At 42.5% G+C, this 19,053-nt stretch carries 18 protein-coding genes, 1 other RNA gene and 1 pseudogene; 12 read left to right on the top strand and 8 right to left on the bottom strand.

The window, feature by feature from the left end:
• Positions 1-113 precede the first annotated feature (113 nt).
• Entirely contained in the window at positions 114-701 is a 588-nt protein-coding gene (locus WAE57_RS01665; protein ID WP_337707721.1) for a 5-formyltetrahydrofolate cyclo-ligase, read from the bottom strand.
• A 48-nt stretch (positions 702-749) separates the two neighbouring features.
• Positions 750-1,130, bottom strand: coding sequence for a MerR family transcriptional regulator (locus WAE57_RS01660; protein WP_337707720.1), 381 nt, complete (start codon positions 1,128-1,130; stop codon positions 750-752).
• 82 nt (positions 1,131-1,212) lie between these two features.
• Here WAE57_RS01660 and WAE57_RS01655 point away from each other — a divergent pair, with 82 nt between their 5' ends.
• Positions 1,213-4,308, top strand: coding sequence for a heavy metal translocating P-type ATPase (locus WAE57_RS01655; protein ID WP_337707719.1), 3,096 nt, complete (start codon positions 1,213-1,215; stop codon positions 4,306-4,308).
• Between the two features lie 179 nt (positions 4,309-4,487).
• Here WAE57_RS01655 and ssrS read toward each other — a convergent pair.
• The 3 genes from ssrS to WAE57_RS01640 all read right to left on the bottom strand — a co-directional run bounded on the left by ssrS (position 4,488) and on the right by WAE57_RS01640 (position 5,609).
• Positions 4,488-4,670: non-coding RNA, 6S RNA (gene ssrS / locus WAE57_RS01650), on the bottom strand.
• A gap of 100 nt (positions 4,671-4,770) precedes the next feature.
• Entirely contained in the window at positions 4,771-5,055 is a 285-nt protein-coding gene (locus tag WAE57_RS01645) for a cell division protein ZapA (RefSeq protein WP_086175239.1), read from the bottom strand.
• Positions 5,056-5,057: 2 nt separating this feature from the next.
• Positions 5,058-5,609 (bottom strand): hypothetical protein, encoded by a 552-nt coding sequence (locus WAE57_RS01640; protein WP_237786776.1) that lies wholly within the window; start codon positions 5,607-5,609, stop codon positions 5,058-5,060.
• Between the two features lie 64 nt (positions 5,610-5,673).
• Between WAE57_RS01640 and WAE57_RS01635 the strand changes: the two are divergent.
• The 7 genes and pseudogenes from WAE57_RS01635 (at position 5,674) to WAE57_RS01605 (ending at position 12,651) form a co-directional block, all read left to right on the top strand.
• Positions 5,674-6,307 (top strand): annotated as a pseudogene (locus WAE57_RS01635) (UPF0149 family protein).
• Between the two features lie 75 nt (positions 6,308-6,382).
• The gene (pepP, locus tag WAE57_RS01630) at positions 6,383-7,714 is read left to right on the top strand and encodes a Xaa-Pro aminopeptidase (protein WP_337708036.1); all 1,332 of its coding nucleotides are present in this window, start codon (positions 6,383-6,385) and stop codon (positions 7,712-7,714) included.
• A gap of 174 nt (positions 7,715-7,888) precedes the next feature.
• Positions 7,889-8,839, top strand: a complete 951-nt coding sequence (locus WAE57_RS01625; protein ID WP_337707718.1) for a GGDEF domain-containing protein — start codon at positions 7,889-7,891, stop codon at positions 8,837-8,839.
• A 227-nt stretch (positions 8,840-9,066) separates the two neighbouring features.
• Positions 9,067-9,306: a DUF378 domain-containing protein gene (locus WAE57_RS01620; protein WP_237786779.1), complete on the top strand. Its 240-nt coding sequence runs from the start codon at positions 9,067-9,069 to the stop codon at positions 9,304-9,306.
• Positions 9,307-9,770: 464 nt separating this feature from the next.
• On the top strand, positions 9,771-10,979 hold the full coding sequence (gene ubiH / locus WAE57_RS01615) for a 2-octaprenyl-6-methoxyphenyl hydroxylase (protein ID WP_237786780.1): 1,209 nt from the start codon (positions 9,771-9,773) through the stop codon (positions 10,977-10,979).
• Positions 10,976-12,226, top strand: a complete 1,251-nt coding sequence (locus WAE57_RS01610; RefSeq protein WP_337707717.1) for an FAD-dependent monooxygenase — start codon at positions 10,976-10,978, stop codon at positions 12,224-12,226. The genes ubiH and WAE57_RS01610 overlap by 4 nt, the downstream gene beginning before the upstream one ends.
• Positions 12,227-12,402: 176 nt before the next feature.
• Positions 12,403-12,651: a hypothetical protein gene (locus tag WAE57_RS01605; RefSeq protein ID WP_086175247.1), complete on the top strand. Its 249-nt coding sequence runs from the start codon at positions 12,403-12,405 to the stop codon at positions 12,649-12,651.
• A 79-nt stretch (positions 12,652-12,730) separates the two neighbouring features.
• On the opposite strand, the gene rsmI is transcribed toward WAE57_RS01605, so the two are convergent.
• Entirely contained in the window at positions 12,731-13,570 is an 840-nt protein-coding gene (gene rsmI / locus WAE57_RS01600; RefSeq protein WP_086198679.1) for a 16S rRNA (cytidine(1402)-2'-O)-methyltransferase, read from the bottom strand.
• Between the two features lie 12 nt (positions 13,571-13,582).
• Between rsmI and WAE57_RS01595 the strand changes: the two genes are divergently transcribed.
• The 4 genes from WAE57_RS01595 to WAE57_RS01580 all read left to right on the top strand — a co-directional run bounded on the left by WAE57_RS01595 (position 13,583) and on the right by WAE57_RS01580 (position 16,572).
• The gene (locus WAE57_RS01595) at positions 13,583-14,518 is read left to right on the top strand and encodes a penicillin-binding protein activator (RefSeq protein ID WP_337707716.1); all 936 of its coding nucleotides are present in this window, start codon (positions 13,583-13,585) and stop codon (positions 14,516-14,518) included.
• On the top strand, positions 14,518-14,946 hold the full coding sequence (locus WAE57_RS01590) for a YraN family protein (RefSeq protein ID WP_337707715.1): 429 nt from the start codon (positions 14,518-14,520) through the stop codon (positions 14,944-14,946). The genes WAE57_RS01595 and WAE57_RS01590 overlap by 1 nt, the downstream gene beginning before the upstream one ends.
• A gap of 65 nt (positions 14,947-15,011) precedes the next feature.
• Entirely contained in the window at positions 15,012-15,695 is a 684-nt protein-coding gene (locus WAE57_RS01585; RefSeq protein ID WP_237786784.1) for a BON domain-containing protein, read from the top strand.
• On the top strand, positions 15,685-16,572 hold the full coding sequence (locus tag WAE57_RS01580) for an alpha/beta hydrolase (RefSeq protein ID WP_337707714.1): 888 nt from the start codon (positions 15,685-15,687) through the stop codon (positions 16,570-16,572). Before WAE57_RS01585 ends, WAE57_RS01580 begins: the two co-directional genes overlap by 11 nt.
• 1 nt (position 16,573) lies before the next feature.
• On the opposite strand, the gene nudC is transcribed toward WAE57_RS01580, so the two are convergent.
• Both nudC and WAE57_RS01570 read right to left on the bottom strand, forming a co-directional pair.
• Positions 16,574-17,347, bottom strand: coding sequence for an NAD(+) diphosphatase (nudC, locus tag WAE57_RS01575; RefSeq protein ID WP_337707713.1), 774 nt, complete (start codon positions 17,345-17,347; stop codon positions 16,574-16,576).
• The gene (locus WAE57_RS01570) at positions 17,347-18,993 is read right to left on the bottom strand and encodes a chemotaxis protein (protein WP_337707712.1); all 1,647 of its coding nucleotides are present in this window, start codon (positions 18,991-18,993) and stop codon (positions 17,347-17,349) included. Before WAE57_RS01570 ends, nudC begins: the two co-directional genes overlap by 1 nt.
• Between the last annotated feature and the right edge of the window lie 60 nt (positions 18,994-19,053).

The following is a 19,053-nucleotide window of genomic DNA, read 5'->3' as shown; positions in this document are numbered from 1 at the left end:
GTTTTTTATAGTGATGGGTATTTTAAAAAATACAAGGGCAGGGCAAATGAAAATGTATAAAAAATGAGTAAATGTGTGATTTTAAAATATTCCTGTCAGTCAAAAATACCCATTCAACGCTTAAAGTGTAGATATTTTGCAGGGGTGAGTAAGGCATCGAGAGGTTGATCCCAGACTTCACGATGTAAAGGCTGCTGAATCAGCTGAAAGTCATGCGCAATACCAAGCCGATAGGGTTTATGGGGGGCGCTGGCGAGGGTTTTGTCGTAGAAGCCGCCGCCCATCCCAATGCGGGTGCCATAAATATCACAGGCCAGCAAAGGCATGATTAAAAAATCCAGCGTCGAAACATGCAGGCCACGCCCGGCCATAGGCTCTTTCATGCCGAGTGGATGATATGAAAATTGATTGTTTTTGTATTGTTGTTGAGTGATTTTGACCCAGTGCAATTGCTGGTTCATGGTGCAAATCATGGGAAGATAAACTTCTTTGTCCAGTTTGAAACAATATTCAATCATTTTTTTGGTATGGATTTCACCAAAGGCATTCAGATAGATGCCGATTTTTTTGGCATGCTGAAAAGATTTTAGCCGGATCAGTTGCTGAAGTACTTTTTGTTGCGCCTGTTTTTGTTGAAAGCTGGAAACGGCTCTGCGCTGATGTCGAAGTTGCTTGCGTAAAACTTTTAAATCCACTGACATCTGTTATAGGTTCCCAAAAAATATATACATTTTCATCGTAAAAGCAGTTTAACTGTTTTTCAGCTCTTTCAAAATCGGGCAACAGCTTTCATTGGTGGTTTTACATTCATCTACCCAACTGCTTAAACGGGTTTTGAGTGCCTGCAATTCCTGAATCCTTTGATCAATTTTTTCCAGACGTTGCTCAATGACATGCCTCACCTGTTCACGATCTTCGAGTTGAAGTTGCAGTAATCCCTGTATTTCACTGAGTTGCAAGCCTGCATCTTTACCTTTTTGAATAAAGCTTAAGGTTTCAATATCTTTGTCATTGTAATAACGGTAACTCTGCGCGGATTCAGGTACGCGCATTAAACCGATGCGTTGATAATAGCGAATGGTTTCGACGTTTACATGACAGTGTTTGGCCAGTTTTCCGATGGTGAGCATAAAATATCCTCAAATGACTTGACTCCGTACCTGGGTACAGACTTTATGCTAACACAATGAAAGAATAAAACAGGTGAGTCGGATGAATGAGCAACAAAAATCTTCCTGCTGTGCAAAACAGGATTCAGCTCTTGAATTAGTAATAGTTGATCCGGTGTGTGGCATGACCGTGTCTGGACATTCGGAACATGTTTTTGAATTTGAAGGGAAAAAATATTTGTTCTGTTGCAATGGCTGCAAACAGAAATTTATCGATTCTCCTGAGCAATATCTTCAACAGCAAAACAAGCTCGCTTCCGGTTGTGGCTGTACCAGTCGGGCAAAAGCTGTTGCATCATCAAGTTCGTGTTGTGGCAGTCAAAAAGCTGAGTCAAAACAGTATATTGATCCCGTCTGTGGCATGACCGTGACAGATTTATCCAAGCCGCATAGCGAATATTTGGGACAAAGTTATTATTTTTGCGGTCAGGGCTGTTTGAATAAATTTCAGGCCAATCCTGAACAGTATTTAGAAAAGAATAAATCTAAAACTTCGGGCTGCGGTTGTGCATCTAAATCAAAAACAGATGAAAAAAAATCTTGCTGTGGTTCTCAAAATCAACAACCCGTAGCGCAATCATCAGGCTGTTGTGAGGGAAATAAAGCGCAAACCGTAGAGCAGGTGAGTGAAACAACTGTTGATCCCGTCTGTGGCATGCAGGTGAAAACCGATTCTAAATGGCACAGCCAGTTTGAATCAAAAGATTATTATTTCTGTTCAGAACGCTGTTTAACTACATTTAACCAGCAGCCTGAGCAATATGTACAAACTCTGCAAACAGCATCTTCCTGTTGTGGTTCAACAGCAAAAGTGGCGGTTGAAGAAAAGAAATCCAGCTGCTGTGGCGGAACTCATCCTGCATCAGTGCAGAGTTCAGAGATCGATCCCGTGTGTGGCATGGTGGTAGATACGTCAACCGACTTAAAAACTGATTATTCGGGTAAAACTTACTATTTCTGTAATCCGTCCTGTCTGGAAAAATTTAAAGGCGATCCGGAGTTTTATCTGCTTCCAGCAGACCAGCGACCTGTACCGGAAGGCGCGGAGGATATGGATTATACCTGTCCGATGGACCCTGAAATTGTGCAGAAAGGGCCGGGAACCTGTCCGATCTGTGGTATGGCTTTGGAGCCGATGCAACCGACTTTAAATGATGCACCCAATCCTGAGCTGGTCGATTTTAGTCATCGTTTTTGGATGACTTTACCACTGACTTTAATTGTCTTTGCATTGGCCATGGGTTCGCATATTCATGCTTTTATTCCGCAGCATATTCAGCCGTGGATTGAACTGGTGCTTTCTATTCCCGTCATCCTTTGGGCAGGGAAACCTTTTATTGAACGCTGCTGGATTTCCTATAAAACCCGTAACCTGAACATGTGGAGCCTGATTGGGGTCGGGGTACTGGCGGCATTTATTTACAGTCTGGTGGCGACAGTTTTTCCATCCCTGATTCCGATGCAGGCCAAAACCGGTCATGGGGTTGCCGTGTATTATGAAGCGGCCTGTATGATTGTGTCCTTGAGTTTGCTTGGGCAAATCATGGAGTTAAAAGCTCGTGCCAAAACAGCAGATGCACTTAAATCTTTGCTGAAACTACAACCGCATACTGCAAAACTGGTGCAGCATGATCAGGTGGTGGAAGTGGATATTGGCATGGTGAAACAGGGCGATATCCTGCAGATTTCTTCAGGTGATCAGATTCCACTCGATGGCATTGTGGTGGAAGGCAAAACCTATGTTGATGAAGCCATGATGACGGGTGAACCTGTACCCGTCAAAAAAGAACTTGATGACCGGGTGATTGGTGGGACGGTGAACCAGCAGGGCAGTATTCGTATTCAAACCACGGCAGTGGGTGCCAATACCACCTTGGCGAAAATGATTCAGACCGTGGCGGAAGCACAGCGTTCCAAAGCGCCGTTGCAAAAACTTGCCGATGTATTTGCCAAATATTTTGTGGTGATTGTTTTAGCGATTAGTGTGTTGACCTTTATGGCTTGGATGCTCTTTGGCAAAGCACAGTTTGATCTGGCGCTGATGTGTGCAGTGGCTGTACTCATTATTGCCTGTCCATGTGCTTTAGGGCTGGCAACCCCGATGTCGGTGATGGCAACCACAGGGCGGGCAGCGCAAAAAGGCGTGCTGTTTAAAGATGCTGAAGCGATTGAGGCTTTAAGTAAAGTCACCACTTTAATTGTCGATAAAACTGGAACCTTGACTGAAGGTAAACCGAGCCTGAAAGAGATTAATCTGCTTTCAGATACAGCCCAGCAAACGCAAGTGGAACAATGGATTGCCTCGATTGAACAGTATTCAACCCATCCGATTGCACAGACTTTAACCAAGCTTGTTCCGCATGAGCAACTGCTGAAAGTCATTGATTTTGAAGATGTCACTGGTTTTGGGGTGAAAGGTCAAATTGAGGGTCAAACCCTGTATGTGGGCAGTCAAAAGCTGATTGATCAGTTGGGTTTGCAGCTGCCTGAACATGTTCAAGTGAAGCTGGATGCTCAACGTGAGAGCGGTAATGTGATTAGCTTTCTGGCTAATCAGCTGCAAGTTCTGGCTTATATCTCCATTCATGATGCGATTAAACACAATGCCCATCAGGTGATTAATCAATTGATAGCCGATGGCATAGAAGTAGTCATGGCCACAGGTGACCATGAACAAAATGCAAAACTGGTCGCAGCAGAACTAGGAATTCAGCAGGTTTATGGCAACTGTACCCCGACTGAAAAATTAGACATCGTGAAAAAATATCAGGCTCAAGGAAAAGTTGTGGCCATGGCGGGAGATGGCATTAATGATGCGCCAGCACTTGCCCAAGCCAATGTGGGTGTGGCAATGGGCAATGGTACCGATATTGCCAAACAGACGGCTCAAGTAACTTTGGTGAAAGGAGATATTCGCGGTGTGGCAGATGCCATTCACATGGCTAAATTAGGGGTAAAAAACATGAAGCAGAATCTGGCATTCTCTTTTGTGTATAACGGTTTAGGTGTGCCGGTCGCAGCAGGTATTTTTTATCCTTTAACAGGTTTGTTACTCACTCCGATGCTTGCTGCGGTTGCCATGTCACTGAGTTCTTTGTCTGTCGTGATTAATGCACTTCGTTTGCAAAAGTCTGAATAGTACTGAAAAGTGTAGTCGTTGATATAACCTACCCAAGATGAAAATCTTGGGTATTTTTTTGCATAAAAATATCAATGAATATAGGCTGAAAAAAAATTGAAGTTTAAAAATGAAGTTTTTGAAAATGTAAAATAGATGAAGAAATATTGTAATAAATCACGCTTAGAATAATAAGAAAAAACACTCCGAAGATGCCGCTGCATGTCGTTACCCTGAACCCGAAGAAGTTCAAGGTGGACGCGACGCATACTTGCTGGGTTTCCCATGCGAAGATGGGCATACACTCTAAATATGCAGAACACAATCCGTAGATTTAAGTATCGGCAGGGATATAGACTCGCTGGCGAACACCTCAGAGATGAAGTAAGTATAACCAATAATGAGATATTGGCAAATCATCCGTGTGCAGGAACTGTAAACTTAGTTTTCAACTGTCGATACTTTAGTCAATTTAAATGAAAATTAAACTAACTCATCCACTTCTTCTAAAATTGTCGTCAATAAGCGTTCACAGTGTGAGTATTCCTGCAAGGATTTGTTCATGGCCAGCACTTCCTGCATCAGTTCCAGTGCCACCATAATAATCAGCTTGCTGGGTTCAACCCGCGGTGCTTTACGACGAAAATCATCATATTTTTCATTTAATAATTCAGCAGCACGTTCCAGATCGGCTTTCTCGGTTTCCGTGGTTGCCAAGCGGAAATTATGACCCAGTACACGCAGTTCCACAGCAATTTGTTCACTCATGATTAAATATCCTCATTTGCATCGGCTGGGTGAGCAAGCTGTTGAATTTCTTGCGCATGCTGATCTTGAGCAGTACCTAAAATTGCAAGACGCTGAATAATGGCTTCAACTTTGGCTTTAGCATGTTCATTTTTTTGTAACAATCTTTCACGTTCCTGTTGCAAGCCCTGAATTTCCTGTTGAGCAACACGGTGATCATTTTGCATTTTTTCTTTAATGACACGTAATTCATTACGTTCAGCCAGAATTTCCTGAAAACGGTTTTTAAGATCGGTACAACTTTTCTCCAAACGGCTATAACGGTCGGCCAAAGATGCGGCATCTGTATTCAATTGCTTGAATTGGGACTGGGTTTCGCTTAATTGCTCGCTCAGATTATCTATTTCTTCTTGTTTTTGGGTGATAATGCCATTTTTTTGCACAATTTGGGCATGATGATGCTCGGCAGAATTTTCTTTTGCCGCGGTGAGTGCACTATTTTCACTTTCATAATGCGTAAGTCGCGTTTTTAAAACGCCAATATGCGCCTGTAGACGCTGTAATTCTTCTAACATATGGTAGTCGCACAGTATTGCAAACAAAGGTAATATATACGAAGTATAGAGATTGGATAAACGAATGCAAGACGATATTTCAGGTTGGTCGGAATGGCACCACAATTTTTCAAAAATTGAAGAGATTTCAAGCCCAAGTGAGTTACATGGGCTACTAACGGGTATTGTTTGTGTTACTCAGGCACCGACTGGTGATGAATGGCAACAAATTTTAGCCACGCTTGAAATTCCTGCGCTAGAGCAGCAGGTTTTAGAGATATTAGCCGATGAAGCAGAAGATATTGCCCATGCTTTATCTGAAGATGAACTCGACTATTTACCTTTGCTTCCGGATGATGAACACGTTCTTGCGGATCGTGTACAAGCCTTGGCGGACTGGTGTGCCGGTGTGGTATTGGGATTTGGTCTGGCATCAGGACATATCCGTCAAGATGAAATGGAACTGATCGAACATCTTCAAGATGTAGCAGCAGTCGAGTTTGATGCGTCGGATGATGACGAAGAAGGCGAAGAAAGCTATCAGGAACTTTATGAGTTTGTGCGCCTGATTCCAGTGAGCCTGTCTTTGGGACGCAAGAAAGTAGAAGTTGCAGAAACGCCATTGTTGCAAAATATTCAGCCGCAGTTGCAAAAAAAATAGCGCGACTACAGAAGCCAGCAGTGTAGTGGAAATGTTTACTCCACATCGTCCGAGCTAATTCGGGCGATTTTATTCAAGAACAGACCCTTTAAAAGTTATAACCTACTCATAAAAGACAAAAGTACACTTAATGATGAAACTGACTCAAGCAGATTTTCAGGAACGTCGTGACCGCCTGGCAGAAGAAATGGGTCCGCACAGTATTGCAATTATTGCCACCAGTCCGGTTGCTATGCGTAACCGCGATGCGGATTATAAATTCCGTGCCGATAGCAGCTTTTTCTACTTGACGGGCTTTGCAGAGCCTGAAGCAGTGGCGGTGATTGAAACTTTTGAATCGATTGATGAAGGTTATACCTATAGCTTGTTCTGCCGTGAACGCAACCGTGAAATGGAAATCTGGAACGGTTATCGTGCCGGTGTCGACGGGGCAGTAGATGATTATGAGGCGGACGAGGCTTATGCCATTGACCTGCTGGATGAAGAAATTATCGAGAAATTGCTCGATAAACAAAAACTGTTCTATCGGATTGGCCAGCAGGCCGATTTTGATTCCCGTGTAGCAAAATGGATTGCTCAGGCCAGTGGTGAATCACGCAAAGGTACTTCAGCACCTGCGCATGTGATTCAGCTGGACCGCATTCTGGATGAAATGCGCTTACACAAATCCGAAAAAGAAATTAAGTTGATGCAACTTGCGTCGAATATCAGTGCTGAAGCGCATACCCGTGCCATGCAGACCGTGAAACCGGGCATGATGGAATATGCGCTGGAAGCAGAATTGAATTATGTGTTCGGTAAAAATGGCTGCCTACCTTCCTACAACAGTATTGTGGGTGGAGGTAAAAATGGCTGTATCTTGCATTATGTGGAAAATGACAAAGAGCTCAGAGATGGTGATTTGGTGCTGATTGATGCAGCATGTGAATATCAGCTATATGCCTCCGACATCACCCGTACTTTCCCGGTCAATGGCAAGTTTAGTCCTGAACAAAAAGCCTTGTATGAACTGGTTTTAAAAGCACAGCTTGCAGCGATTGATGTAGTACGTGTCGGCAATTCCTATAAAGAACCGCATAATGTTGCGGTGCGCATTCTGGTTCAGGGCTTGCTGGATTTAGGCCTTATGCAGGGTGATCTGGAAGAAATTATCGAAAAAGAAACTTTCCGTCAGTTCTATATGCATGGTACCGGTCACTGGCTGGGCATGGACGTACATGATGTTGGTTCATATAAAATTGATGGTGAATGGCGTACTTACGAAGACGGCATGGTGGTAACTGTTGAGCCAGGTCTGTACATTGCACCAGATGATGAAACTGTAGATGCAAAATGGCGTGGTATTGGCATTCGTATTGAAGATGATGTGGTTGCTACCGAAAATGGTCCACTGGTGCTCACCAAAGATGTGGTGAAAACGGTAGAAGATATTGAAGTGTTGATGGCTCAAGCAAAAGCAGCCTAAGCGAAAGTGTATGTTAAAAGCCGGTCGAAAGATCGGCTTTTTTATTGTTTTACATTTAAAACAAATTCCAAGATCTATTTCGCGTGAACATGAGATTATTTTGAGCCTAAATATTATATTATAGCTTTTTAAATTTCCTACTTTCTGTCATTTCGAACATTATGGGCTGTGTTCATGCATAACATTCAATTTCACAACTTTGAGGAAGCAGGAAAACAAGTTCTTGAATATCTTCATGAAAATTTAGGTTTTGGCTTGTGGATGATCACTCGTGTAGAGGGTGAGAATTGGATTGTGTTACAAGCAGAAAATGAAAAATATAATGTTAAAGCGGGAAATTTTTTTCGTTGGGCTGATTCATTTTGCTACCATATGGTACAAGGCAAAACGCCAAATATCGCTCCATGTGTGAGTGATATTTCACTGTATGCGAACGCAGCTATTAATCAAAATTTATCGATTAAATCGTATATTGGTCAGGCTTTATTTAATGAAGATGGCTCTGTGTTTGGCACCATGTGCGCAATTGATACTGAAATTAAGCCAAACGATATTTTAAAAGATGCACCATTGGTGCAGCTACTCGGCAGTTTATTAAGCTCTATCCTGCAAGGTGAATTACGTGAAAATCAGCAACGTCGATTACGTGAACGTTTTGAAGTTGAAGCTTTAACTGATGGGCTAACAGGATTATTTAATCGCCGTGCCTGGGATCGTCTTGTTGAGTCAGAAGAAGGTCGATGTCGGCGTTTTGGTTTGCCAGCGACGATTTTTAGTATCGATTTAAATGACTTGAAACAAGTGAATGACCAATTTGGTCATTCACAGGGCGATCACCTTATTCAGAAGGCAGCAGAACTGTTGCTGAAAACCACTCGAAGCAATGATGTGGTTTCACGTTTAGGGGGGGATGAGTTTGCTATTTTATGCCCTGAAATGTCGATGTTCGATGCGGAAGCTTTGTTTAAGCGTCTGATCAGTGTGTTTTTAGAGGAAAATATTCACGTTGCAATAGGCTATGCAACTCGACAATTAGATTCCGATTTACCTGGGGCATTTATTAAAGCTGATAAAAATATGTATGAACATAAGCGGCAAGTGAAGCTAGAAAACACGAGCGTTTAGGTACTCATGCTGATATCAATAAATCTCAGTAAAAGCCGGTCAGTTGATCGGCTTTTTTACTTACGTTTATCGCCAATAATTCAAATAAAACTCACCAAGTTAAAAATTAGAACCTATAAAATGACACTAACTCAACACAGAAAATCGGTTTTTAGCATTAAAACAACATATTAACTCCAGTTTCGTTCTCATAATTTTGATCATTAAATATACAGTTGGAGAAATTTATGAAACTTAATACGATTGACTGGATTGCCTATGCTTTAGCGATTATTGGTGGCCTAAACTGGGGCTTAATTGGTGCATTCAACTTTGATTTGGTCGCTGCGATTTTTGGTGAAATGAGCACTCTATCTCGAATTGTTTATGTCCTGGTGGGTTTGTCTGCACTCTATTTAATTTATACAGGCACGAAATTAGGCAGAACAGTACATCATACTGATACACATACAAATATTGTGCGTTAACAGCCAAGGTTTGAATGTATAGATTAACTTGAATCTTGATGAAGTCGATTGTTGCGTCATTTATATCATCGGCTTATTTGCATGACTTAATTGTCCTAAACAAAAACGGAGCCTAAGCTCCGTTTTTTATGAGAATAAGTTGAGAACTATATGTTTTTCTGTGGGAAGCTTTAATTGATATTGAGCTTAGGAATCATTATTTCAACATATTTTGCTATGGTAGAAATTTTAAAATTATTCCTACAATTCGAGTAATAGTGAAAATTCCCCGTATGGCGAAAAGGTAGCAATGCATGAACATCTGTATAGCCGAAATTTAGCCACATTTCCATATCATGAACAAGCAAAGTTCTAATTCATTATAAAAATGAAAATCTTTGATGTAATATAAAATCCATTACAGCTTATACGTATTTCGATTAAATCTCCTGAATTCGAATACCTGATAAAAAAAGGATGAAAGCATGCAGCAAGAAGTCATCATTGTTGGCGGCGGTATGGTCGGACTCAGTCTGGCTTTAATGTTGGCAAAGGCTAATATTGGGGTGAAGCTGCTCGAAGCCATCAAATACCCAAATTATGATGATGCCAATCTTGCACCTTATCACTCCAGTTTTGATGCACGAAACAGTGCCTTGTCACGACGTAGTGTACAGATTTATCAGGAATTGGGCTTATGGAATGCCTTGCAAGAACATGCCACCCCTATTTTAGAAGTGCATATTACCGAACAGGGCAGCTTTGGTAAGGCGCGTTTAAAAGCAGAACAGGAAAAAGTCGAAAGCTTTGGTCAGGTGATTGAAAATGCCTGGCTGGGCCGTGTACTACTGACTGAAGTACGTCAACAGCCTTTAATTGAATTGATTGATGGCGTACAAGTCACCTCACTGAAACAAGATTCTGATCAAGCTTTTATTGAAGCACAACGTGGCGAAGAAACATTATCTTTACAAGCAAAACTGCTGATCGCTGCCGATGGCCGTGACTCATTCTGCCGTAAAGCCCTAGGGATTGGTGCTTCAGAGCATGATTATGATCAGGTGGCGATTGTCACTACTGTGCAAACCTCAAAACCGCATAACCATGTTGGCTTTGAACGTTTTAGTCCACTTGGACCTTTAGCATTATTGCCATTACCGGGTGAATATCGCCGTTCGGTGGTCTGGCCGGTGAAAAAAGGTACAGAAGGGGAATGGTTAGGCGAAGAAAACGACCAGCACTTCTTAGATGCCTTACAGGAAACTTACGGTGACCGAGCCGGCAAATTCCAGAAAACGGGTCGTCGTTTTAGTTTCCCTTTATCACAAGTGCTTGCGGAAAAACAGGCCGTCGGTCGTGTGGTGTTGATGGGCAATGCGGCGCATACCATTCACCCGGTAGCCGGTCAGGGCTTTAACCTGTGTATGCGTGATGCCTATGTCTTGGTGCGTTATTTAACTGAACAACTGGCACAAGCAGCCGACTTGGGTGATGCAGTCATGCTGCTGGAGTATGAAAAATCTCGTCTGACCGATCAACAACGGGTGATCAAGTTCTGTGACAGTGTAGTGCGTGGTTTTAGTAACCAGAATCCCATCCTGAAATTAATACGCAATACCGGACTGGTGGCTTTTGATACTATTCCAGGGATTAAGCCGCTGGTGGCCAACTATGCCATGGGGTTGAAAGCATGACACTTAACCAAAATAGCAAAGTTCTTGATGTGGTGATTGTGGGTGGTGGTCTGGTTGGCGGTTTGACTGCATTGTTGCTTGCTCAAGGCGGTGTGCAGGCGACAGTACTGGATGCGGCTCCTATTCTAGATGCAGAAAAAACCAAGGCGATTGCCAATCCGCGTGTATTGGCATTAAGTCAGGCGACCATTCATTTGCTGAAAACGGTCGGGGTGTGGGAAAAACTGGCACGTCAGATGCCTTATAGTGGCATGCAGGTGTGGAATAAAAACGGCTATGGTGAAATCAATTTCGGTCAGGTATGCATAACAACACTAACGGCTGAACAGGGATTGGGTTCAATGGTCGAGCCGAGTATCCTCAATCTGGCGATTCAGCAACAAATGCTGCAGCAGCTTGAAGATTACCGCACTCAGGTTAAAGTGACAGCTATAGAGCAGGGTGTAGCAGGCATTTGGCATATCCATCTGGCAGATGGAACCCAGCTGAAAACCAAGCTGCTGATTGGTGCAGATGGTGCCAATTCTTTTGTCCGTGAACAAGCCTTTATTGATCTGGATATTCTCGATTACAAGCAGGCTGGCTTGACCTGCGCGATTCGTACAGCCCAGCCTCATCAGCATGTGGCCCGACAGATTTTTCTGGAAACGGGACCATTGGCTTTTTTACCGATGGCCAGTTTAAAGCCGGAACAGGATGGCTATTGGCAATCGATTGTCTGGACATTACCAGACGATTATGCAGAAGAATATGCAACTTTGAATGATAGCGATTTTACTGCGTTGCTCACGCGCGAAAGCCATCACATGCTGGGCGAAGTTTTAGAGGCAACGCCACGGGCACAATTCCCGCTGAAAGCCCGTGCTGCACAGCAATATGTCAAAGCCGGTTTAGCCTTGATTGGAGATGCTGCACATGTGATTCATCCGCTTGCCGGTCAGGGGGTGAATATTGGTTGCCTGGATGCCGCCATTTTATGTGATGCACTGCTGCATGATTTAAAACGTGGGGTATGGGCACATGAACAAACCTTGCAGCGTTATGAGCATCGCCGTAAAGGTCAGAATGATGCCATGATGCACAGCATGTCGGCGATTGGATGGATGGAAACCACAGTGCTTTTCCCGGTGGTTTGGGCTAGAAATTTCGGCTTAAAACAGGTGGAACAACATGCGGCATTAAAAGATGCCTTTATGTCACAAGCCAACGGATTACAAACCTTAAAAGACACTTGTTATGCAGTTTGAGGTTGAACAACTGTTTTTTGTACAAATATTTATACAAGTTTACTTTTTTGATTAAAAAAGATACGATTTTTTTAAAATTGACCCTATGCGAAACGTGCAGAGATTGTTAAATTTCTTCCTAATTCGCAATCAATTTAAATTGGATTGATAGAAGTCATTGGTGGGGAGAAAGAAAGATGACAGATATGAATGACTACGATGATGTAGAAGAAACTGCAGTTGATGAAGATGAAGCAAAAGCTGCTGAAAAAGGTGCGTCTGACAGTGATACAACTGCAACTGATGGTGATGTTGCCGAAGCTGAAACACTTACAGTGACTGCCAAACTGAAACAGCGTCAAGCTTTGGAAGATGAAGTTGCTGCTTTCCTTGCTCGTGGTGGTCGCATCACTGAAGTACCTGCAGATGAGTCAGCAAAAGATTAATAGAATCTTTTGCCGGGTTTCGCTACAGAATAAAAAAGCATCACTTTGGTGATGCTTTTTGTTTTGAGCTGACAGCCGTTCAGATTTTATTGCTGAGTTCCAACGCACGTTGATAAGCCACTTTCTTTTTAATTCCGGTCAAGTCTGCTGCCAGTTGCGAAGCGGCCTTTACTGATAAGTCCTGTAATAAACGGCTCAATAACTGATCCAGTTTTTCCTGTTCCAGATCCTTTTCTTCAGTTGCACCGCCAATCACCAGCACAATTTCACCTTTTTGCTGGTTGTGGTCAGCTTCAATAAACTGCACCAGTTCTGCCAGGGTCATCTTTTTGATGGTTTCAAAGGTCTTGGTAATTTCACGAGCAAAACCCACTGGGCGATCGGCACCAAACACCTGTGCCATATCTTTCACTGATTCCAGAATGCGATGCGGTGCTTCATAAAAAATCAGGGTTTGGGTTTCATCTTTCAGCTTTTCTAACTGGCTAAGACGCTGGCTTTGGCGAGAAGGCAAAAAACCTTCAAAACTAAAACGGTCACTCGGTAAACCGACTGAACTCAGCGCTGCAATGGCTGCACATGCACCAGGTACCGGAACCACACGGATATTGTGCTGCTGAGCTGCACGAACCAGTTTAAAACCTGGATCGCTAATCAGCGGCGTTCCTGCATCACTAATCAGCGCCATATTCTCGCCGTTTAGTAATCTTTGAATCAATACATCAATTTTATTGCTTTCATTATGTTCGTGACAGGCAGTAAGCGGAGTTGTAATATTAAAGTGCTTTAATAATTGAGCAGAAGTGCGCGTATCTTCTGCCGCGATGATACTTACAGACTTTAGAATATCAATAGCACGATAAGTAATGTCATCTAAGTGCCCAATTGGGGTCGCTACAACAAATAACTGAGCACTCATAAGGTTTCTCCAATGTTGAATAATAAAAAAATATTGATGAGCTTCATCCTGTATTGCATTTTGAATCACGCCCAAGCTGAAGTGCTGGTCATTTTACCCGAATCGGGACCTTTGGCGCGAGCCGGATTAAGTATCAAACAGGGTTTTATGAGTGCTTATCATGCATCAGACCTGAAAACGCCAATTAGATTTGTAAACTCGGACAAAAAACAAATCGCGCAGTTGCTTAAACAAAATGTCAATAAAAAAACCCAACTGGTGATTGGACCCTTGGCACGTCAAGATGTGGAAGCTGTAATCAAGGCGCAGCCGAAAGTTCGGGTTTTGGCTCTGAATGAGGTGTCATCGCAGTTTGCCAATGTGGGACAATTCAGTTTGTCCAAGCAGGATGATGCGGTGGCGCTAGATCAGGTATTACAAAATGACAAAATCAAAGAGCTGTATGTATTGCAGCAAAAGGATTCTGAAATTGACAATGAACTGTTTCTGATTTCTTTGCTTACCCAGACTGATTACCCGCTGAATTTAATTGAGGAAGCCCCGAAAAAATTAAATAAACAAACCGGTTTATTGTTACTGGGCAATAATAGCTGGCTAAATAAACTGGCAAAGCTGCCACATAAAAACATCTATATCTTAGCCAATGCCATTGAACAAGATCAGGCATTACCCGTAGGGGTGAAGTTTTGTGATGCTCCGGCCTTATATGGCACTGAATGGCCAGATGTCATGCAAGCCAATCAGCAAAACAGCGTTTCCATGGCCTATCAGCGGCTGATCGCCTTTGGTGGTGATGCCTGGCATATGGCAAGCCAGTATTTAGTAGACCCTCATTTAAAAAGCCTGCAGTTTCAGGGACGTACTGGCTTGATTCAAATCAATAATAACCTAATTCACCGGATTCCCCATTGTTATGAAAATACCAAAAAAGGGATCAGGGCATTGTGATGTCAAATCTTCCAGCACATTTAAATTTGGGACAATGGGCTGAACAGCAAGCGTTAAAGTTATTAAGAGAACACGGTTTTCAGTTGCTTGTAGCAAATTATCATTGTCGTTATGGGGAAATTGATTTAATTGTACATAAAGCTCAGGAACTGATTTTTGTCGAAGTTAAAGCGCGTTCAGTGACCCAATATGCCCAATCCTGTGAAAGCATTTCTTTTTCCAAACAACGCAAGATTATGAAATCGGCACTGTGCTTTTTGCATGCCTATCCGGAATATCAAACTTGTTATTGTCGTTTCGATGTGATTTGTTTTGATTTTTCTCAACAATTTGCAAAAACCATACAGCAAGATTTTTCCAAATTCACTTATGATCAACAATGGATTGAAAATGCTTTTACTTTTGATCAAGAGTTTATTAATCTTTGAACAAAATCAGAGCATAAATGCTGAAATAAAATAGAATTTAAATTAACGATTAGGAGTCTTGCTGAGTGTTTAACCGTATTGCAATGACGTTACTGTGTGTAGCAAGTTTATCTGGTTGTGCAAGTTTTATCTCAAGTGGCACAGGGTCAGCCCCGGTAGGTACAGAAAGTGGCGCCCGTTCTCTTGGACAGGTATTTATTGATTCCTCTATAGAACGTACCGCTAAAATCAATTTATATAAATTAGACAGTCGCTTTAAACAATCTCGCGTTAATATTGAAAGTTTTCATGGCAATGTATTATTAACCGGTCAAGTGCCGGATGCACACTTAAAGCAGTTGGCTGAAGATAATGTCCGTGCCATGAGTGATGTGAAGACCGTGCATAATTACATTACTGTCGGTAACCAGATTGGTTATGGCACGATTATGCAAGATACCACCGTGACTGCGAATACCCGCGGCCTGATTATGAAAGCCGTAGTGGTATCTGACAGTAAAGTGCGCATTCACACCGAAGATGGTGTTTTATATGTGATGGGGCGTTTAAATACCGCAGAAATTAATGATCTGAACCAAGTGCTGCAGCAAGTTGGCAATGTCACTAAAATCATTACCCTGATTGATAATATTGAACAGTCTAGAGCAGTGACTTCAAGCTTGAGTAGTGCGCTTGTGAATGCACAACCGGTGGAACAGACACCAGTGGCCATTGATCCCGATCAAGCAGAGCCAACCTATGCTCAATAAGGTTGTACAAGCAGTTAGAAAGGAAATCGAGCAAAAGGTCGAAAAAGCGAAAATACTCTACAAGGATTTTCGCCTTTACGATTTTGGCAGTTATGCCCTTAACCGTTTAACCCCACGCAAAGGTTATACGCTGCATGAAAATATTGCTTATGGCTTAAAAGCACGTCAGCGTTTTGATATTTTCTCCGCTGCATCTCCGCTTGAGCAGCGGCCTTTAATCGTGTTTGTCCACGGTGGGGCATGGTTGCACGGTGATAAAAAAGATTATCGTTTTGTTGGTGAAGCCTTTGCCAAAGAAGGTTATGACGTTGCGGTGATTAACTATCATCTTGCACCAGAACATGTGTTTCCAAGTTATATTGATGACCTGAGTCTGGCGCTGAATTATTTGACTCAGCATCAATCCAGATTGAATATTCGGACTGAAAAAATAGTACTGATGGGGCATTCAGCCGGTGCATTTAATATCATGTCGGCCTTGTATCATCCCCATCCTTATAGTCTGCAATGCCGTTCTCAGATTCGTGCCATTATTGGGTTGTCGGGACCCTATCATTTTGATTATAAAGATGATCCGCTATGTGCAGAGGCCTTTGACCAGAGTGTGCCTTATCAGCAGGTGATGCCTTACTATTTTGTTGAATCCAATCAGGTGCGGCATTACCTGTTTTTGGCTTCCAATGATCAAGTTGTAGGGCATAGTAATTCGCAGGATTTGCACAGTATTTTGCAGGAAAAGGGCAATCATAGCCAAATGATTACCATTCCCGGAACAGGACATGTGTCTATTATGGGTTCGGTATCGAGTCTGTTTAGCCGTTATTTTCAGACCAAGAAACAAATTTTGGCGGTTCTGGATGAAGCTTTAAAACCCTAGTTTACAGCCATTCACGGGTGTCATCTGCTACGGGATGACCTTCGGTAATGTGTTTAATCATGGCGTAGGCAATACTGCCTTTAAATGGAATTTCAGGCAGTTGATCCATTTTAAAGAATTGTGCATCGCTAATTTCTTCTTCTTGAAGCTTGATTTCTCCAGAAGCATATTCAGCACGGAAGGCCAGCATCAAGTTACTTGGGAAAGGCCAGGGCTGGCTGGCAAGATACTGGATATTTTTTACTTTTAAACCGACTTCTTCAATTGTTTCACGGCGTACAGCTTCTTCCAGCGTTTCTCCTACCTCAACAAAACCGGCAATCAGGCCGTACATATTGCTTTTGTTGTTGGCATTTTTAGCCAGCAGAATTTCATCTTGACCACGGGTAATGATGGTGATGACGCAGGGCTGTACCCGTGGATATTGATGATAACCGCATGCTGGACAAACCATGGCATATTCAGTTGCATGGGCTTCAGTTGGATGTCCACAATGACTACAGAACTTGTGGTTACGGCGCCATTCTAACAGCTGGATGGCACGACTGGCAGCTTCAAACTGCGGGGTATCCCACAAGGTTAACAATTGACGGATAGGAACCAGTTGCAAGCCTGCAGGAATAGGCTCATTTTCGAGAAGATCACGGGCAATCACCTGATCACCCGTGTTGAAGTGAAGGTCACTTGCTAAACGTTCTACCCGAGGGAGCTGAAAGTTTTCATCGACTAGAAGTTGATGTTGATGAAAGATATAAGCAAGTGACAATTCAGACATTAGGCAACAGTTTTCAGTTTTTCGCTACTTTGCAATGCTACATCAAACATGGACTGCAGGACAGGCTGTTTTGATTTTAAATTGTCAATCAGGATATCGGCACTGGCTAAAGTATCGAGGGTGTGGTTGATTTGTTCAGCAGTAATCGTTGCAGCATTTTCAATTTGCTGTTGAATAAAGGTTGCAGCCGTATTCAATGAAGTTCGACCCGATTCTGCATTTAAGAACAGCAGAGCACCGCCAATTTCACGTAATTGGGTAGGAATATTTTCAAGTGCAGCCAGATTTTGATCTTGCAGATACTGCATCAAGATTTGGCTAGAAAGGTCAATCACAGCTCTAGTTTCGTTTAATAAAGCTTCATGTGCTTCATCTAAACGGTCTAAAGAAATGTTCATATTATTGACACGAAGTTGTAAACGGCTTGAGGTGTAATGGCGTTCCAGAACCCCAATCGAGTTCATTGCTGACAAAATGCAATTCATCAACTGCTGTGCAAAATTTTCATCTTTTAAAATATCACCCTGGCTGAGTGATGCAGCCTGACGCGATAAATCCTTATATGCTTCATTCAGGTTCAATACTTTAAAGATATTGGCCAGACTGAGTAATTGCGCTTGTAGTTGCTGCGTTTTCTCGGCTGTCATATTTTGATAGTTAAATTCAATATCATTACGAATTTGTCCCATTTCAGCACTCACCAATTCACTAATGGTATGCATGGTATCAAAATCAGGGCCATAGAGATGTCGGCTGAACACCTGCAATTGTGTATCCGTTAAGTGATCTTCACCAATATTCAGCTGGCTACGGATATGTTGAGCCGTCTCATCTTCCTGGCTAATACATAGGCTTAAAATATTAGCTAGATCAGATAGGTTGGGCTTGAAGCGATCTGGCGCGCTGAAATATTGGGCCATATTGCGTTCAATGCTGACCAAGGTGCGTAAACGTGCATCATTGATCAATAAATGGTTCACCTGATTAAATGCAACATGCACCAGATTCCAGTATTGTTTGCTTAGCGTGTTTTCTGCCAGACCTGCCAAATAGGCACCGACCAGTTTGATCGCTTGCAGATCTAATTCAGTTTCTTCCTGTTTAATCAGCTTGTTTAAAGACAGTTTGTACAGGCGATGTACATATTGCGACTTTTCCAGGCTTGGTGCTTGAGGCAGCTTAAAATCAGGAGTAATACAGTCCAGTAAAGGCTCAATATGCTGACCTTCATGGCTAAGAGGTTTGCCCAGCACGATTTCTAGACGGTTTAAGGTATCCAGTAAAAATTGTGGAATTTTAACTTCGCGCAAGCAAATAAATTCGATGTAGCGCTTTAACATGGTGGTGCCTTCGCTTAAGGCAATCACTTCCTGGGTGTTAATTTGAGCAGGATTCCCCATGATCTTGCGCATTAACTCTGCAGAATATTGAGCAATTTTAGCCAGGCTTTGCATGTCAATGAGGGCAAGAACCTGGGCACACTGTTCAAACTGATTCAGTGCATCGTCAATACCAAAGGGTAAAGTGTGGTCTTCTGCCAAGGTGCTAACCGCTGATTCAACTAATTTAATTGAGTTATCAACCTCATTTTTTATTATCAGCAATGCAGTCGGGTCAAAATGAATAGAGGTTTGGTAAGAAGACATGGATCTGCACCTTTCCTAGTGTTTTATCTGTTTATGAGTAGCCCGTTCAAGGCCAAACTT

Origin of the sequence: Acinetobacter sp. NS-4 (assembly GCF_037402435.1) — a bacterium.
In the GTDB taxonomy this organism is placed as follows: Bacteria; Pseudomonadota; Gammaproteobacteria; order Pseudomonadales; family Moraxellaceae; genus Acinetobacter.
This window is presented reverse-complemented; position numbering and strand designations above follow the sequence as displayed.

Excerpts from the sequence above, each read along its gene's own strand:
- WAE57_RS01665 (WP_337707721.1), bottom strand. The coding sequence starts at position 701 with ATGTCAGTGGATTTAAAAGTTTTACGCAAGCAACTTCGACATCAGCGC.
- WAE57_RS01660 (WP_337707720.1), bottom strand. The coding sequence starts at position 1,130 with ATGCTCACCATCGGAAAACTGGCCAAACACTGTCATGTAAACGTCGAA.
- WAE57_RS01655 (WP_337707719.1), top strand. The coding sequence starts at position 1,213 with ATGAATGAGCAACAAAAATCTTCCTGCTGTGCAAAACAGGATTCAGCT.
- WAE57_RS01645 (WP_086175239.1), bottom strand. The coding sequence starts at position 5,055 with ATGAGTGAACAAATTGCTGTGGAACTGCGTGTACTGGGTCATAATTTC.
- WAE57_RS01640 (WP_237786776.1), bottom strand. The coding sequence starts at position 5,609 with ATGTTAGAAGAATTACAGCGTCTACAGGCGCATATTGGCGTTTTAAAA.
- pepP (WP_337708036.1), top strand. The coding sequence starts at position 6,383 with ATGAAACTGACTCAAGCAGATTTTCAGGAACGTCGTGACCGCCTGGCA.
- WAE57_RS01625 (WP_337707718.1), top strand. The coding sequence starts at position 7,889 with ATGCATAACATTCAATTTCACAACTTTGAGGAAGCAGGAAAACAAGTT.
- WAE57_RS01620 (WP_237786779.1), top strand. The coding sequence starts at position 9,067 with ATGAAACTTAATACGATTGACTGGATTGCCTATGCTTTAGCGATTATT.
- ubiH (WP_237786780.1), top strand. The coding sequence starts at position 9,771 with ATGCAGCAAGAAGTCATCATTGTTGGCGGCGGTATGGTCGGACTCAGT.
- WAE57_RS01610 (WP_337707717.1), top strand. The coding sequence starts at position 10,976 with ATGACACTTAACCAAAATAGCAAAGTTCTTGATGTGGTGATTGTGGGT.
- WAE57_RS01605 (WP_086175247.1), top strand. The coding sequence starts at position 12,403 with ATGACAGATATGAATGACTACGATGATGTAGAAGAAACTGCAGTTGAT.
- rsmI (WP_086198679.1), bottom strand. The coding sequence starts at position 13,570 with ATGAGTGCTCAGTTATTTGTTGTAGCGACCCCAATTGGGCACTTAGAT.
- WAE57_RS01595 (WP_337707716.1), top strand. The coding sequence starts at position 13,583 with ATGTTGAATAATAAAAAAATATTGATGAGCTTCATCCTGTATTGCATT.
- WAE57_RS01590 (WP_337707715.1), top strand. The coding sequence starts at position 14,518 with ATGTCAAATCTTCCAGCACATTTAAATTTGGGACAATGGGCTGAACAG.
- WAE57_RS01580 (WP_337707714.1), top strand. The coding sequence starts at position 15,685 with ATGCTCAATAAGGTTGTACAAGCAGTTAGAAAGGAAATCGAGCAAAAG.
- nudC (WP_337707713.1), bottom strand. The coding sequence starts at position 17,347 with ATGTCTGAATTGTCACTTGCTTATATCTTTCATCAACATCAACTTCTA.
- WAE57_RS01570 (WP_337707712.1), bottom strand. The coding sequence starts at position 18,993 with ATGTCTTCTTACCAAACCTCTATTCATTTTGACCCGACTGCATTGCTG.